The following is a 13,281-nucleotide window of genomic DNA, read 5'->3' as shown; positions in this document are numbered from 1 at the left end:
TCAAGCGGGCTTGCCCGCGAGAATGCGCCGGCAGGCGTCCACGAACACCTGGGCGCCGGTGACAATATCGGCGTCAGCCGTGTTCTCGGTCCAGTGATGGCTGATGCCGCCGATCGATGGCACGAACAGCATCGCGGCCGGCATGATGGTTGCTAGAACCTGGGCGTCGTGGCCGGCGCCGCTGGGCATGCGGGCGGAGCGTCCGTTCGCAAAGGCCTTGCTCGCAGCTTCAATGGTCTCCTGGAAGGGCGGATGCATTCTGGCGGGCACGCCGGTACGTAGCCGCTCCATGGTCGCGTGACAGGGGCCATTCGCGTTGGTCTCATCGATCATCGTCCGCAGCAGATCCTCCAGGCGGGCGATTACGGCCGGATCGTCGTCGCGGATCTGGAATAGCATCTCGGCGCCACCCGGAATGATGCTCGGTGCTCCCGGATCGAGCGTGATGCGGCCCGTTGTCCAGACTGTGCGCGGCCCTGCCACGGCCGGAAACCGCGCGTCGATCGCCACGCAGAATTTGGCCAGCGCCAAGCCTGCGTCCTTGCGCGAAGCCATGCGGGTCGTGCCCGCGTGGTTCTGCTCGCCGACGAAGTTGATGCGGTACTGCCAGATGCCCACGATCGAGGTGACTACGCCGATCGCAAGGCCGCTCGTCTCGAGCGCGTCGCCTTGCTCGATGTGGGCTTCCAGATATCCGATGTGGCGTCCTGGTTCAGCCCCGATACGTGCCCGGCCTGCAAGGCCCGCATCCGATAGTGCCTCGCGCATGCTCTGCCCGGTGGTGCGGTTGCGCGCGGCGTCGATGTCGGCTTCGCTGACGCCGCCGACATAGGACCGCGAGCCGAGGAAGTGACCGAAATGCCCTTCCTCGTCGCACCATGCCGCGACCTCGACGGCGCCGGGCAGCGACGGATCGGAATTGATGACGCGGGCCGCCTCCAGCGCATAGACGACGCCAAGCGGACCATCGAGCCAGCCGGCGTAGTTCTGGCTTTCGAGGTGCGATCCGGCCAGCAGTTTCGGTCCCGCTCGCGTGCTCGTGCCAAGGATATTGCCGATGCCGTCGATCGCACCGGTGAGACCGGCTTCGGGAAGCTTTTCGACCAGCCATGCAAGCGAGCGGCGATGCGGCTCGGACAAGGTCGGCTTGTGCACGCCAGTCTCGTAGGCGCCGATGGCGCGGAGCGCATTGAGGTCGGCGAGCACGCGCTCGCCATTGGCGATAGAACGATTGTCAGGCATGTTCGGCAACCTTCAATGCCTCGGTGCGGATTTCCTCGACGAGGCGCTCCTTGAGGCGGACGAACTCCGGCGTGGTCTTGATCTTGTAGGAGCGCGGATGCGGCAGGTCGACTGCAATCTCGGCCTTGATGCGGCCGGGCCGTGCGCTCATGACGATGACGCGGCTGCCGAGGAAAATCGCTTCCTCGATGTCGTGGGTCACGAACAGCACGGTCTTCTGGTCGCGCTCCCAGATCCCGAGCAGCATCTCCTGCATCAGCGCGCGGGTCTGGTTGTCGAGCGCGCCGAAGGGCTCGTCAAGCAGCAGTATCTTTGGATCATTGGCGAGCGCGCGCGCGATCGCGGTACGCTGCTGCATGCCGCCGGACAATTGCTTCGGCCAGTGACTTTCAAAGCCGGACAGCCCCACCTGGCGGATGAAGGCGTCAGCGATCTTGCCGCGCTCGTCTTGCGAAATGCCGCGCTCGCGCAGGCCGAAGGCGATGTTCTCCCGCACGGTAAGCCAGGGGAACAGCGTGTAGGACTGAAACACCATGCCGCGATCCGCGCCGGGGCCGCTCACCTCGCGCCCGTCGAGGAGGACGCTCCCGCTGGTCGGCCGATCGAGACCGGCGACGATGCGGAGCAGGGTGGATTTGCCGCAGCCGGAAGGACCGAGGATGGTGACGAAGTCGTTGTCGCCGACGTCCAGGCTGGTCGGCTCGAGCGCCTTGGTCGGCGCATGGCCGGCACGCGCAGGAAAGGTTCGTGAAACCTGATCGATCCTGAGCTTGGTCATGCGAGCTTCCACGGAAACAGCCACGCATTGAACGCCTTGAACAGGAAGTCGGAGACGAGGCCGATCAAGCCGATGACGATGATGCCGAAGATGATCTGCCCGGTGTTGAGCAGAGCCTGGCTGTCGGTGATCATGTGGCCGATGCCCGATGACGACCCGATCAATTCGGCGACGATCACATAGGTCCACGCCCAGCCCAGCACCAGCCGCAGGATTTCGGCGATCTCCGGGGCGGAGGAGGGCAGCAGCACGCGGCGGATGATGCCGCGGTCGCTGGCCCCTAGCGTATAGGCCGCCTCGACCAGATCGCGCCGGGTGGCGCCGACGGTGACGGCCACCATCAGGATGACCTGAAACACCGAGCCGATGAAGATGACGAGCAGCTTTTGCAATTCGCCGATCCCGGCCCAGAGGATGAGGAGCGGGATGAAGGCGGAGGCTGGCAAGTATCTCGCGAAGGACACGAACGGCTCGAGAAAGGCCTCGATCGGCTTGTAGGCGCCCATCAGCACGCCGAGCGGCACGGCAATGACGGCTGCAAGCGCAAAGCCGCCGACGACGCGCCAGACCGTCATGCCGATGTCGAACAGGAAGCCGTGCCGGGTCAGGAGCTCAAAGCCCTCCTGCACCATGGTCAGCGGGTTTGCGAGGAAGGTTTTTGATACATGGCCCCCGAAGGTCGCCCAGGACCACAAGGCAACGAACAGCACGAAGAACGCCAGGCCATAGGCCGTACGTTGCTTCGCAGTCACGGGATCGAGGGGACGCATCACGGGCGAGGTTTCCAGACGAAGCGAGATCATGCACCGGTTCGCTTCATGCGAAGCGAACCGGCCTGGCGCCGGCGGTGACTACTTGATGAAGCTCGCGTCGAAGAGATCCTCAACCTTGGGCGCCTGCTTGATGATGCCGATCTCGAGCAGCAGTTCCGCGGCATCCTTGTTGAAGCCCAGGAACTCGCCGCCAAAGAACTTCTGGTTCGCGGCCTTGTCCTGCCAGCGCAGATACTTCGCCGAGTTGCCGAACTGCTCGCCGGTCTGCTTCACGTCCGCGCCCATGATCTCATAGGCCTTGGTCTGATCCTTCGCGATCATGTCGAGCGCCTCGAAATAGCTGTCGGCCAGCGCCTGGGCTGCCTTGGGATTCTCGCTGAGGAATTTCGGCGTGCAGCCGAACGTGTCCATCACCATCGGATAGTCGAGCGTGGTGGCTATGATCTTGCCCTTGTCGGGCGCGGCGCGCACCGTCGAAAGATAGGGCTCATAGGTCATCGCGGCATCGTTCTGGCCGGAGACGAAAGCCTGCGCGGCCGCGGCCGGCTCGAGGTTCACGACCGTGACGTCCTTCACGGAGAGGCCGTTCTTCTTGAGCATCCACGCCAGCGCGAAATAGGGTGAGGTGCCGGGCGCGGAGGCGGCGACCGTCTTGCCCTTCAGATCCTTGATCGCCGCGAGATCGTTGCGCACCGCCATGCCGTCGGCGCCGTAGCTCTTGTCGAGCTGGAAGATCTGCTTGGTCGCGACGCCGTTGGCGTTCCAGGAGATCCAGGTCTCGACCGTTGTCGCCGCGCACTGGACGTCGCCGGAGGCGATGGCGAGGTGGCGATCCTTCTGCGGGATCTTCTTGATCGTGACGTCGAGGCCGTTCTTCTTGAAGATGCCAGCCTCCTTGGCGAGCGTCAGTGGCGCAAAGCCGGTCCATCCGGAGATGCCGACGCCGACCTTGACGTCGTCGGCGAGCGCCGGCGTCGCCACTGCGAGAGCAATGATGGCTGCGAATGCTTTTGTGTTACGCATGATTGTTGTCCTCTTGCCGATCGATGTGCTGAACGAACTTGATCTCACCACGTTGCATGAATTGTGCCGCTTGCGACGTCGCCGCTCAACCTCCCTTGAAACGGGCGACGAGACGGTGGGACTCGCCGGGATAGAGCAGCCGCACAGCGGTCAGCGTCCGCGCGCTGCGCCAGGTGTAGCGGTCGATCACCAGGCAGGGCGCGCCGACGGCGATGCCGAGCGCGTCCGCGGTGCGATCATCTGCAACCACGGCGCTGATCGTATGCTCGGCTTCTGTCCATGGGACATGATGAAGCAGCCACGAGCCGGGCGGCTCGGCCGCAAAGTCGGCGTGTGCTGCTTCCGGTACGGCCTCGAGATCGATTAGCCTGTCCTCGAGCGCGAACGGCACGTTATCGGCGCTGTGGCGGCAGGTGATCGCGATCACCTTGCCCGTCTTGCGCACCCCGAGACGGGCGCGATCCGCAGCACTTGCGGTGCGGCGCGTGCATTGGACGAGCTGATAGCCATAGCCGCGGCCAAGCGCGGTGATCTCCGCGCGAATGTCCGCGATCTTGAGCACCGCGGACAGATGCTGTGGACGGCGGACGAAAGTGCCGGCCCGCCGGCGCCGCTCGATCAGATCGGCCTGCGCAAGCTCCGAGAGAGCCTTGTTCACCGTCATGCGCGAGCAGCGATAGCGCGCCATCAATTGATGCTCGAACGGAATGCGATGACCCGGCGGCCACTCGCCGGTCAATATCCTGGTCTCGATGTCGCGCCTGATCTGCTTGTAAAGCGTCGGCTTGTCGTCGAGCTTGTCGGTGGCAAGGCTCATGCGATGAGCCTCCGCACCGTCGTGTTGAAGCGTTCCCGCGCCGAGCGGCGAAGCATATGTTGCCCGCCTTCGACGACCTTCCTGCCGCTGGCCCAGACGCAATCGATCGCGCCTTTGCCCGCCGCAAAGATCCAGCCGTCGAGAACGGCGTCACCACGGCGCCCGGCAAGCGATGGATGCGTCGTGTCGAGAGCGACGATGTCGGCGCGCGCGCCGGCTTTCAGTCCCACGACGGCTTGCGCGAGCGCTTGGCCGCCGCCGGCCAAAGCGCCGTCGAGCAGAGCGCGTCCGGTCGACACACCGGGTCCGTTCGACAGCACGTTGCGCTCGCGGTGCTTCAGCCGCTGGCCATATTCGAGCTGGCGCAGCTCATCGGCAATGCCGACCAGGACATTGGAGTCGGTGCCGACGCCGAACCGGCCCTGGGCATCGAGGAATTCGCGCGCGGGAAAAATACCGTCGCCTAGGCTCGCTTCGGTCATGGGGCAGAGCCCCACGACTGCGCCTGTCCTCGCGAGCGAAGCGACTTCCGTTGGCGTCGTATGGGTCGCGTGAATGATACACCAGCGCCGATCGAGAGGAGCGTGTTCGAGCAGCCATTCCACGGGACGCTTGCCGGACCAGGCGAGGCAATCCTCCACCTCTTTGGTTTGCTCTGCAGCGTGGATATGGATCGGACCGCCGTCCGCGAGGGGAACGATCGCGGCCAGCTCGTCCGGCGTCACGGCGCGCAGGCTGTGCGGCGCAATGCCAATATTGGCGCCGGGCAACCTGCTGACGGCCTGACGCGAAGCGGCAAGCAATTTTGCAAACTGGTCGACCGAGCAGATGAAACGGCGCTGGCCGGCATGTGGCGCAGCTCCCCCGAACGTGCCGTGCGCATAAAAGCTCGGCAGCAGGGTGAGGGCGATCCCCGCAGTTTCGGCGGCCTGGGCGATGCGCATCGCCATTTCCGCCGGGTTGGCGTAGGCCGCGCCGTCGTGATCGTGGTGCAGATAGTGGAACTCGCCGACGCGGGTAAAACCCTGCTCGAGCATCTCGACATAGAGCTGGGTGGCGACGCTCTCGACGTCATCGGGCGTCATCGTGAGCGCGAAGCGATACATCGTCTCGCGCCAGGTCCAGAACGTGTCCGCGGTGTTGCCGCGCGTCTCGGCGAGCCCCGCCATGCCGCGCTGGAACGCGTGGCTATGCAGGCTCGCGATTCCAGGAATGGCGAGTTGATGGCGCTCGTCTCCGGCCGCAGGCGCGACGCCTGCTGTGACTTCGGCGATGGTGCCGTCGGTGACGACGACCTGCACGTCGTCGGCCCAGCCCGAGGGCAGCAGCGCGGATGCGAAATGCAGTCGTGTCATGTTTCCTGCCGGCTGGACAGAACCATGCCACGATTATATGTCTAGACATATAAGTCAAGCGTCCGGCAGCGAAGGAACACCTGCATGGCAGAGCGCTTCGATCGGATCTGGCACAACGCCCGCCTCGCCACGATGCGGGACGATCTGCCCGATCTTGGCGAGATCGCGCATGGCCTGGTCGCGGCGCGCGATGGCCGCATCGCGTACGCCGGCGCTGTCGCGGACTTTCCGGCGGATGCCGACGCGGCGGAGTGGATCGACTGCTCGGGGCGGTGGATCACGCCTGGCCTCGTCGATTGCCACACTCATCTGGTCTACGGCGGCAATCGCGCGCGCGAATTCGAGCTGCGGCTCACGGGCGCCAGCTACGAAGAGATCGCACGCGCCGGCGGCGGCATCGTCTCAACGGTTGCGGCAACGCGGGCGGCGAGCGAGGCGGAGCTCGTTGTGAGTGCGCTGCCGAGGCTAGATGCGCTGATCGGTGAGGGCGTAACGACGCTCGAGATCAAGTCGGGTTATGGTCTCAACACGGTAACCGAGATGCGGCAGCTCAGTGCCGCCCGCGCGCTCGCGCGCGTCCGGCCGGTTGCAATCCGCACGAGTTTCCTCGGCGCGCACGCGCTTCCCGTTGAAGCTGGCGGCGACAAGGATCGCTACATTGATCTGGTGTGCCGCGAGATGCTGCCAGCGGTGGCGCAGGCCAGGCTTGCCGACGCTGTCGATGCGTTCATGGAAGGCATCGCGTTCTCGGCAGAGCAAACGGCGCGTGTGTTCGCGGCGGCAAAAGCGCTCGGTTTGCCGGTGAAGTTGCACGCCGATCAACTCTCCAATCTCGGCGGTGCAGGGCTGGCCGCGAAATTCTCGGCGCTGTCCGCAGATCATCTCGAGCACACCGATGAGCGAGGCGCGACAGCGCTGGCGCAGGCGGGAACGGTAGCCGTCCTGTTGCCGGGCGCCTTCTATTTCATCCGCGAAACGCAAAAACCGCCGCTCGAGCTGTTCCGCAAGCATGGCGTCAGGATCGCGCTCGCGACCGACTGCAATCCCGGCAGCTCGCCGCTCACCTCGCTGCTGCTCACGATGAACATGGGCGCAACGCTGTTCCGAATGACGGTCGTCGAATGCCTCGCCGGCGTGACGCGCGAGGGGGCGCGCGCACTGGGCATGCTTTCGGAAATGGGCACGTTAGAGGCTGGCAAAGGGTGCGACCTCGCGATCTGGGACGTCGAGCGGCCGGCCGAGCTCGTCTACCGGATTGGCTTCAATCCGTTGCATCGCCGCGTCTGGAGAGGCCAGTGAACGGCGCTGCGACACCAATCGTTGTCACACCCGGCCGCGTCAGCCTCGGCCATCTCGCGCAGGTGCTGGCGGGCGCGACCGTAGAGCTCGATCCGTCATTCTGGCCGGCGGTCGACGCGGCGTCGGCGATCGTGGCCGCGGCCGCGCAGGCGCCTGCACCAGCCTACGGCATCAACACCGGGTTCGGCAAGCTCGCCTCGAAGCGGATCTCGCCCGACCAGACGGCGACGCTTCAGCACAATCTGATCGTGTCGCATTGCTGCGGGGTGGGACAGCCGACGCCGCAGCCGGTGGTGCGGCTGATGATGGCGCTGAAAATCATCTCGCTGGGGCGCGGCGCATCAGGGGTGCGGCGGGAGGTCATCGCGCAGCTCGAAGCGATGCTCGCGCGCGGAATCTGCCCGCTGGTGCCGCAGCAGGGCTCGGTTGGCGCCTCCGGCGATCTGGCGCCGCTCGCGCACATGGCCGCAGTGATGATCGGCGAAGGGCAGGCGCTGGTGGGCGGAACGATCATACCGGGCGGCGAGGCCCTGGCCCGCGCCGGTCTCGCGCCATTGACGCTTGGTCCCAAGGAAGGCCTCGCACTCATCAACGGCACGCAATTCTCCACGGCTTATGCGATCTCCGGCCTGCTGCGCGCACACGCGCTGGCCTGCGCATCGCTGGTGACCGGCGCGCTGTCCGTCGATGCGGCGATGGCCTCGACGGTGCCGTTTCGTTCCGAGATCCAGGCGCTGCGCGGCCATGCCGGACAGGTCGCCGCCGGCGCAACGCTGATGGCCCTGCTGGAGGGCAGCGATATCCGTCAGTCGCATCTGGAAGGCGACGAGCGGGTGCAGGATCCCTATTGCCTGCGCTGCCAGCCGCAAGTCGCCGGTGCCGCGCTCGACGTACTGGCGCAGGCCGCGCGCACCCTGATAATCGAGGCCAATTCGGTCACGGACAACCCGCTGGTGCTGGTCGAGACCGGCGAGATCGTGTCGGGCGGCAATTTCCACGCCGAGCCGGTCGCCTTTGCCGCTGACGGAATTGCGCTCGCGCTGTCTGAAATCGGTGCCATCAGCGAACGGCGCATCGCAACGCTGGTCGATCCCGCGCTGAACTTCGGCCTGCCGCCGTTCCTCACGCCCGATCCCGGCCTCAACTCCGGCTTCATGATCGCCGAGGTGACGGCGGCGGCGCTCTACGCCGAGAACAAGCAGCGCGCCGCGCCGTGCTCGATCGATTCGACGCCGACCAGCGCCAATCAGGAAGATCATGTGTCGATGGCCGCGCATGCCGCGCGGCGGCTCTCCGACATGGCGGATAATCTCGCCTCCATCCTCGGCATCGAGCTTTTGGTCGCCGCGCAGGGCATTACGCTGCGCCTGCCGCATTTGACCAGCCCCGCACTGGCGGCCGTCATCGCCGCCTTGCGCGAGGACGTGCCGGCGCTCGGACCCGACCGCTACATGGCCGACGACCTTGCCAAAGCCAAGGCGATGGTCGAGGCCGGCGCGCTGCCGCGCATGGCGAGCGCGGTGCTCGCGAAAGATCCGTTTCCATTGTTTGCCTGAGAGGTCGCCAGATGAATCGCCGATTGGACAACGAACGCACGATCCGCGCCCCACGCGGCTCCGACATCAGCGCCAAGAGCTGGCTGACGGAGGCACCGCTGCGCATGCTCATGAACAATCTCGATCCCGATGTCGCCGAGCGGCCGGGCGAGCTCGTCGTCTATGGCGGGATCGGCCGGGCGGCGCGTGACTGGGAGAGTTTTGACCGGATCGTTGCGTCGCTGCGCAAGCTCGAGGGCGACCAGACGCTGCTCGTTCAGTCGGGCAAGCCGGTCGGCATTTTCCGCACCCATGCCGATGCGCCGCGGGTGCTGATCGCGAATTCCAATCTCGTGCCGCACTGGGCGACGCTCGATCACTTCAACGCACTCGACAAGGCCGGGCTGATGATGTTCGGCCAGATGACGGCAGGCTCGTGGATCTATATCGGCAGCCAGGGCATCGTGCAGGGGACATACGAGACCTTCGTCGAGGTCGGGCGGCGCCATTATGGCGGCAGCCTTGCCGGCAAATGGATTTTGACGGCGGGCCTCGGTGGCATGGGCGGCGCGCAGCCGTTGGCGGCAACGATGGCCGGTGCATCGCTGCTCGCGATCGAGTGCCAGCCGAGCCGCATCGAGATGCGCCTGCGCACCGGCTATCTCGATCGCCAGGCGAGCTCGCTGGATGAAGCACTCGCACTGATGGCGGACGCCGCGCAAACCAGGAAGCCCGTCTCGGTCGGGCTGCTTGGCAACGCCGCCGACATCTTCCCCGAGCTCGTGCGCCGCGGCGTCAAGCCTGACATCGTGACCGATCAGACCAGCGCCCACGATCCGATCAACGGCTACTTGCCGAAGGGATGGACGCTTGCGCAGTGGGAGGCGAGGCGCAAGGACGATCCGAAGGCGGTTGAGCTCGCGGCAAAATCCTCCATGGTCGACCACGTCAAGGCGATGCTGGAATTCCACGCGCAAGGGCTTCCCACGCTCGACTACGGCAACAACATCCGCCAGATGGCGAAGGACATGGGATTGAACAACGCGTTCGATTTCCCCGGCTTCGTGCCGGCCTATATCCGTCCGCTGTTCTGCCGCGGCGTCGGGCCGTTTCGCTGGGCGGCGCTGTCGGGCGATCCCGAGGATATTTTCAAGACCGACGCACGGGTGAAGGAGCTGATGCCGCACGACAAGCACCTGCACAATTGGCTCGACATGGCAAAGGCGCGCATCAAGTTTCAGGGGCTGCCGGCGCGGATCTGTTGGGTCGGTCTCGGTGACCGGCATCGGCTTGGGCTCGCCTTCAACGAGATGGTGGCGCGCGGTGAAGTGAAGGCGCCGATCGTGATCGGCCGCGACCATCTCGACAGCGGCTCGGTGGCAAGCCCGAACCGCGAAACCGAGGCGATGCGCGACGGTTCAGACGCGGTGTCGGACTGGCCGCTGCTCAATGCGCTGCTGAATTGTGCCAGCGGAGCCACCTGGGTGTCGCTGCATCACGGCGGCGGCGTCGGCATCGGCTATTCGCAACATGCCGGGATGGTGATCGTCGCCGACGGCACTGCGGAGGCCGCCCGCCGCCTCGAACGCGTGCTGTGGAATGATCCGGCGAGCGGCGTCATGCGTCACGCGGACGCCGGCTACGAGACCGCGATCGACTGCGCTCGCGCAAACGGGCTCGATCTGCCGAGCCTGGCAGGTTAGCGGGCCAGCGTCTCCAAGGGAGTCTCCTTGACCGTCGCGCGGTTGAGCTGCTCAGCGATTCCGGCTCATTGGCTGTCCGGACACCAGATCGATGAAATGGACGCGCGCGCAGGCGGGGCAGGTGAAGGCCTCAAAACTCCGCCCCTCGGCGCCCTGCTGCTTTTCCAAATGAGTTTGCACATTCAGGCCCGTCTGCGGGCAACGAAAAACGATCAAATCGGCCATCGGCACAGCATGGACGGATGGCTTGTTTCGTCCTTGATCTGGATCAGTTTTGGAATCGTCTTTCGTCCGACGACGCTATCTCGCATATGCGAAGGGGCCCCGAAGGGCCCCTCAAAATCTCACCAACGGCGATAGCCATAATAGCGAGGACCGTAATAGCGCGGTCCATAATATCTGGGCCCGTAATAGGGTGCATAGCCGTAGCCATAATAGTAGGACGGCTGCCGCCAACAGCGCCCCCAGGCGTCGCAGACCAAGCGAACCTGCTGGGCATCCGATGTCACCTGCGGGGCGGGTGCGACCGGCATGGCGGACGCGGCCGGCGATGCCGCGACCGCTGCGAACAACGATGCGGCAACGAGGCCAATTCCAAGCTTCATGATGTATTCCTCCGATTACGGGAACCCAGATATCAGAATTGGTTCTGATGAAATTGTGGCAGAGCCGAAATGTAATGCTGATGAACAAATCTTCAGCCGGGCGGTCACCGCCCAATTCCGCCCCCAATCCAGCACGCCGTCGAGTGGAGACAACGGCTCTGCGCCGCTTTGATACTTGATCTTGCGCAATTCGCGTGCCCTCCGGCACTTATAGTCTGCTTGGTGTGAGTGCGGCGGCGATACGCCGGTCCCTCAAGAAGGTGAAGCACCATGCGGACCATTCCCAGCCTGTCGATCTCGCCCGAAAAGGTCTTCTTCATCATCGCGAAGTCTCGCCAGTCCGACAGTGGGGCAGACGGTGGTGGCGTCATCCTGGACAGCGGCGACGATGACATGAGTTATGGCCGCGGCGGCCGGGGAGAGGCGACCGACCGCGCGGAGCTGGCCGGCTTCATACGCGACCTCAATGTCGACGAGCAGATTGATCTCGTGGCGCTGACGTGGCTCGGCCGCGGTGACGGCGACCTTTCGACCTGGCCCGAGCTGCAGTCGCAGGCGGCGCAGGCTCACAACAATCGTACCGCCTCCTATCTGATCGCGACGCCGATGCTCGCGGACTATCTGGAGGAGGCGATGACGCAGTTCGGCAAGTCCTTCGAGGAGTTCGAAGAGCATCTCTGACCGGCCGGTGACCGGGGCGGTGACCGGCCGGCGTGCATCGTTTTGCGCGGGGTGGTCTTTCGCGGCGCCCGCGCCATTCCTGGAGTACTGCAATGACCAACTCGGTCGAGCAGACCGACTGGCATGACGAGGCGGAGCGTGCCTTCCTGAAGAGCTTGGCCGGCCGGCTCGATAGCGCGGTCACATCCGGCGAGACCGCGGCGCTGGCCATGGTGGTGGCCTCACCCGTGCGCTCGGCATGATCCGGGCCGAATACTCGGCCGCAGTGCGCAAGACGCTGCATGGCGAGGTCGGCAAGGACCTCGTCAGGCTGCAGGTTTATGAGATCGAGCAGCAGCTCCTGGCGTCCGGCGCGATAGGTTTGCGCCGGCACCGCGTCAGCGTCCCTCAGAAGCAGGGATGCCGGCGCCGATCCTGGCCGATATAGGCGGCCGAGCCCTGGTAACAGTGGTTGGTCGACGGCCCGTCGTAATAGGCGAAGCGGCCGGACGTGACTCCCGGACCGTAATTGTGGATGTAGCTGATCGGGTAGGGCAGCGGATTGGCGTAGTGGTGGTGATACCGGTGATGGACCCGCGCCTCGGACAGGCTCGGGGCGAGCGTCACCACCGACAGGGCGGCGACCGCCGCAAGGCACTTCAACTTGCTCATCTTGATTCTCCGGAAGCCGACCTGACCGACAACGATCTTATAGCGATTTGCGGCCCGTAGGGCACCCGCTTTGCGGCCGTAAACCTGGTGAAATTCCACAGATTCGCGCCTTGGTGCTGCCGGGACCGCCAGCGAACCCCAAGGTCTGCCCATTTTTGGCCTTTTCCGGATGCTTAACGGATTCCCAACACAGTTTGGCCAAGAGTTCGTTCGCATCCGGTGGCCGGCCCCTTGGGGCTCTCTATGAGGTCGGCTTCCTTCAAACAAGGCTTCAGCCGTTACTCTGCAATGCGCATCACGCCCATCAGCCTGCTGTTGCTGTCCTGCGTCGCCGCGGCCCCCGCGCGCGCGGATTTGCACATCACGCGCGACCACGGCGGTTACGTCGAGGAATACAAGGCCAAGTACAAGCGCATCCGCGACAAGGGCGAGCGGGTCATCATCGACGGCATCTGCAATTCGGCCTGCACCCTGGTCCTGGGCATCGTGCCCATGAACAAGATCTGCGTGACGCCACGCGCCAGCCTCGGCTTTCACCAGGCCTATTACGACAAGGCATTCACCTTCGGCATCAAGGTGACCAGCGCCGCGGGCACGTCCGACCTGATGTCCTATTACCCGGACACGGTGAAGGACTGGATCCAGCGCAATGGCGGGCTCACCCCCGAGATGAAGAAGATCAAGAACGGCGTCGATCTCTGGAAGATCGTCGACCCCTGTCCCGACGAGTGGTGAGCGGCCGCGCCGGCTGACGTCGTCCTCGTCGCAGCCTGCACGTCCTTCGTGCAGCGCAGCAAGGGATCCGCCGAAATTTGCATT

General features: G+C 65.0%; 14 protein-coding genes and 1 pseudogene. 6 read left to right on the top strand and 9 right to left on the bottom strand.

Annotated elements, in window-relative coordinates; translation table 11 throughout:
* The 6 genes from Q3C01_RS28885 to Q3C01_RS28860 form a co-directional block, all read right to left on the bottom strand.
* Positions 1-1,242: a Zn-dependent hydrolase gene (locus Q3C01_RS28885; RefSeq protein ID WP_458148683.1), complete on the bottom strand. Its 1,242-nt coding sequence runs from the start codon at positions 1,240-1,242 to the stop codon at positions 1-3.
* Positions 1,235-2,020 (bottom strand): ABC transporter ATP-binding protein, encoded by a 786-nt coding sequence (locus tag Q3C01_RS28880; protein ID WP_458148682.1) that lies wholly within the window; start codon positions 2,018-2,020, stop codon positions 1,235-1,237. Before Q3C01_RS28880 ends, Q3C01_RS28885 begins: the two co-directional genes overlap by 8 nt.
* Positions 2,017-2,790 (bottom strand): ABC transporter permease, encoded by a 774-nt coding sequence (locus tag Q3C01_RS28875; protein ID WP_027525944.1) that lies wholly within the window; start codon positions 2,788-2,790, stop codon positions 2,017-2,019. The genes Q3C01_RS28880 and Q3C01_RS28875 overlap by 4 nt, the downstream gene beginning before the upstream one ends.
* Before the next feature lie 81 nt (positions 2,791-2,871).
* Complete coding sequence (locus Q3C01_RS28870) at positions 2,872-3,816, bottom strand: ABC transporter substrate-binding protein (protein WP_458148681.1); 945 nt, start codon at positions 3,814-3,816, stop codon at positions 2,872-2,874.
* 85 nt (positions 3,817-3,901) lie between these two features.
* Positions 3,902-4,633, bottom strand: coding sequence for a histidine utilization repressor (hutC, locus tag Q3C01_RS28865; protein ID WP_458148680.1), 732 nt, complete (start codon positions 4,631-4,633; stop codon positions 3,902-3,904).
* Complete coding sequence (locus tag Q3C01_RS28860; protein ID WP_458148679.1) at positions 4,630-5,988, bottom strand: formimidoylglutamate deiminase; 1,359 nt, start codon at positions 5,986-5,988, stop codon at positions 4,630-4,632. Before Q3C01_RS28860 ends, hutC begins: the two co-directional genes overlap by 4 nt.
* An 84-nt stretch (positions 5,989-6,072) precedes the next feature.
* On the opposite strand from Q3C01_RS28860, the gene hutI reads away from it, so the two are divergent.
* The 3 genes from hutI to hutU are packed head-to-tail and all read left to right on the top strand — an operon-like array spanning position 6,073 to position 10,525.
* Complete coding sequence (hutI, locus tag Q3C01_RS28855) at positions 6,073-7,287, top strand: imidazolonepropionase (protein WP_458148678.1); 1,215 nt, start codon at positions 6,073-6,075, stop codon at positions 7,285-7,287.
* Positions 7,284-8,843: a histidine ammonia-lyase gene (hutH, locus tag Q3C01_RS28850; protein ID WP_458148677.1), complete on the top strand. Its 1,560-nt coding sequence runs from the start codon at positions 7,284-7,286 to the stop codon at positions 8,841-8,843. The genes hutI and hutH overlap by 4 nt, the downstream gene beginning before the upstream one ends.
* 11 nt (positions 8,844-8,854) lie before the next feature.
* A complete protein-coding gene (gene hutU / locus Q3C01_RS28845) occupies positions 8,855-10,525 on the top strand; it encodes a urocanate hydratase (RefSeq protein WP_458148676.1) in 1,671 nt (556 codons plus the stop codon).
* 51 nt (positions 10,526-10,576) lie between these two features.
* On the opposite strand, the gene Q3C01_RS28840 is transcribed toward hutU, so the two are convergent.
* Both Q3C01_RS28840 and Q3C01_RS28835 read right to left on the bottom strand, forming a co-directional pair.
* Positions 10,577-10,750 (bottom strand): hypothetical protein, encoded by a 174-nt coding sequence (locus Q3C01_RS28840; RefSeq protein ID WP_458148675.1) that lies wholly within the window; start codon positions 10,748-10,750, stop codon positions 10,577-10,579.
* Positions 10,751-10,869: 119 nt separating this feature from the next.
* Positions 10,870-11,130 (bottom strand): hypothetical protein, encoded by a 261-nt coding sequence (locus tag Q3C01_RS28835; RefSeq protein WP_458148674.1) that lies wholly within the window; start codon positions 11,128-11,130, stop codon positions 10,870-10,872.
* 270 nt (positions 11,131-11,400) lie between these two features.
* Between Q3C01_RS28835 and Q3C01_RS28830 the strand changes: the two genes are divergently transcribed.
* Positions 11,401-11,811, top strand: coding sequence for a DUF3775 domain-containing protein (locus tag Q3C01_RS28830; RefSeq protein WP_458148673.1), 411 nt, complete (start codon positions 11,401-11,403; stop codon positions 11,809-11,811).
* Between the two features lie 98 nt (positions 11,812-11,909).
* Positions 11,910-12,157, top strand: a pseudogene (locus Q3C01_RS28825) (host attachment protein); the annotation flags it as partial.
* Positions 12,158-12,198: 41 nt separating this feature from the next.
* On the opposite strand, the gene Q3C01_RS28820 reads toward Q3C01_RS28825, so the two are convergent.
* On the bottom strand, positions 12,199-12,462 hold the full coding sequence (locus Q3C01_RS28820) for a hypothetical protein (RefSeq protein ID WP_458148672.1): 264 nt from the start codon (positions 12,460-12,462) through the stop codon (positions 12,199-12,201).
* Positions 12,463-12,750: 288 nt separating this feature from the next.
* On the opposite strand from Q3C01_RS28820, the gene Q3C01_RS28815 reads away from it, so the two are divergent.
* Positions 12,751-13,197: a hypothetical protein gene (locus Q3C01_RS28815; protein ID WP_458148671.1), complete on the top strand. Its 447-nt coding sequence runs from the start codon at positions 12,751-12,753 to the stop codon at positions 13,195-13,197.
* Positions 13,198-13,281 lie beyond the last annotated feature (84 nt).

It is taken from the genome of Bradyrhizobium sp. UFLA05-109, from assembly GCF_054185165.1.
This window is presented reverse-complemented; position numbering and strand designations above follow the sequence as displayed.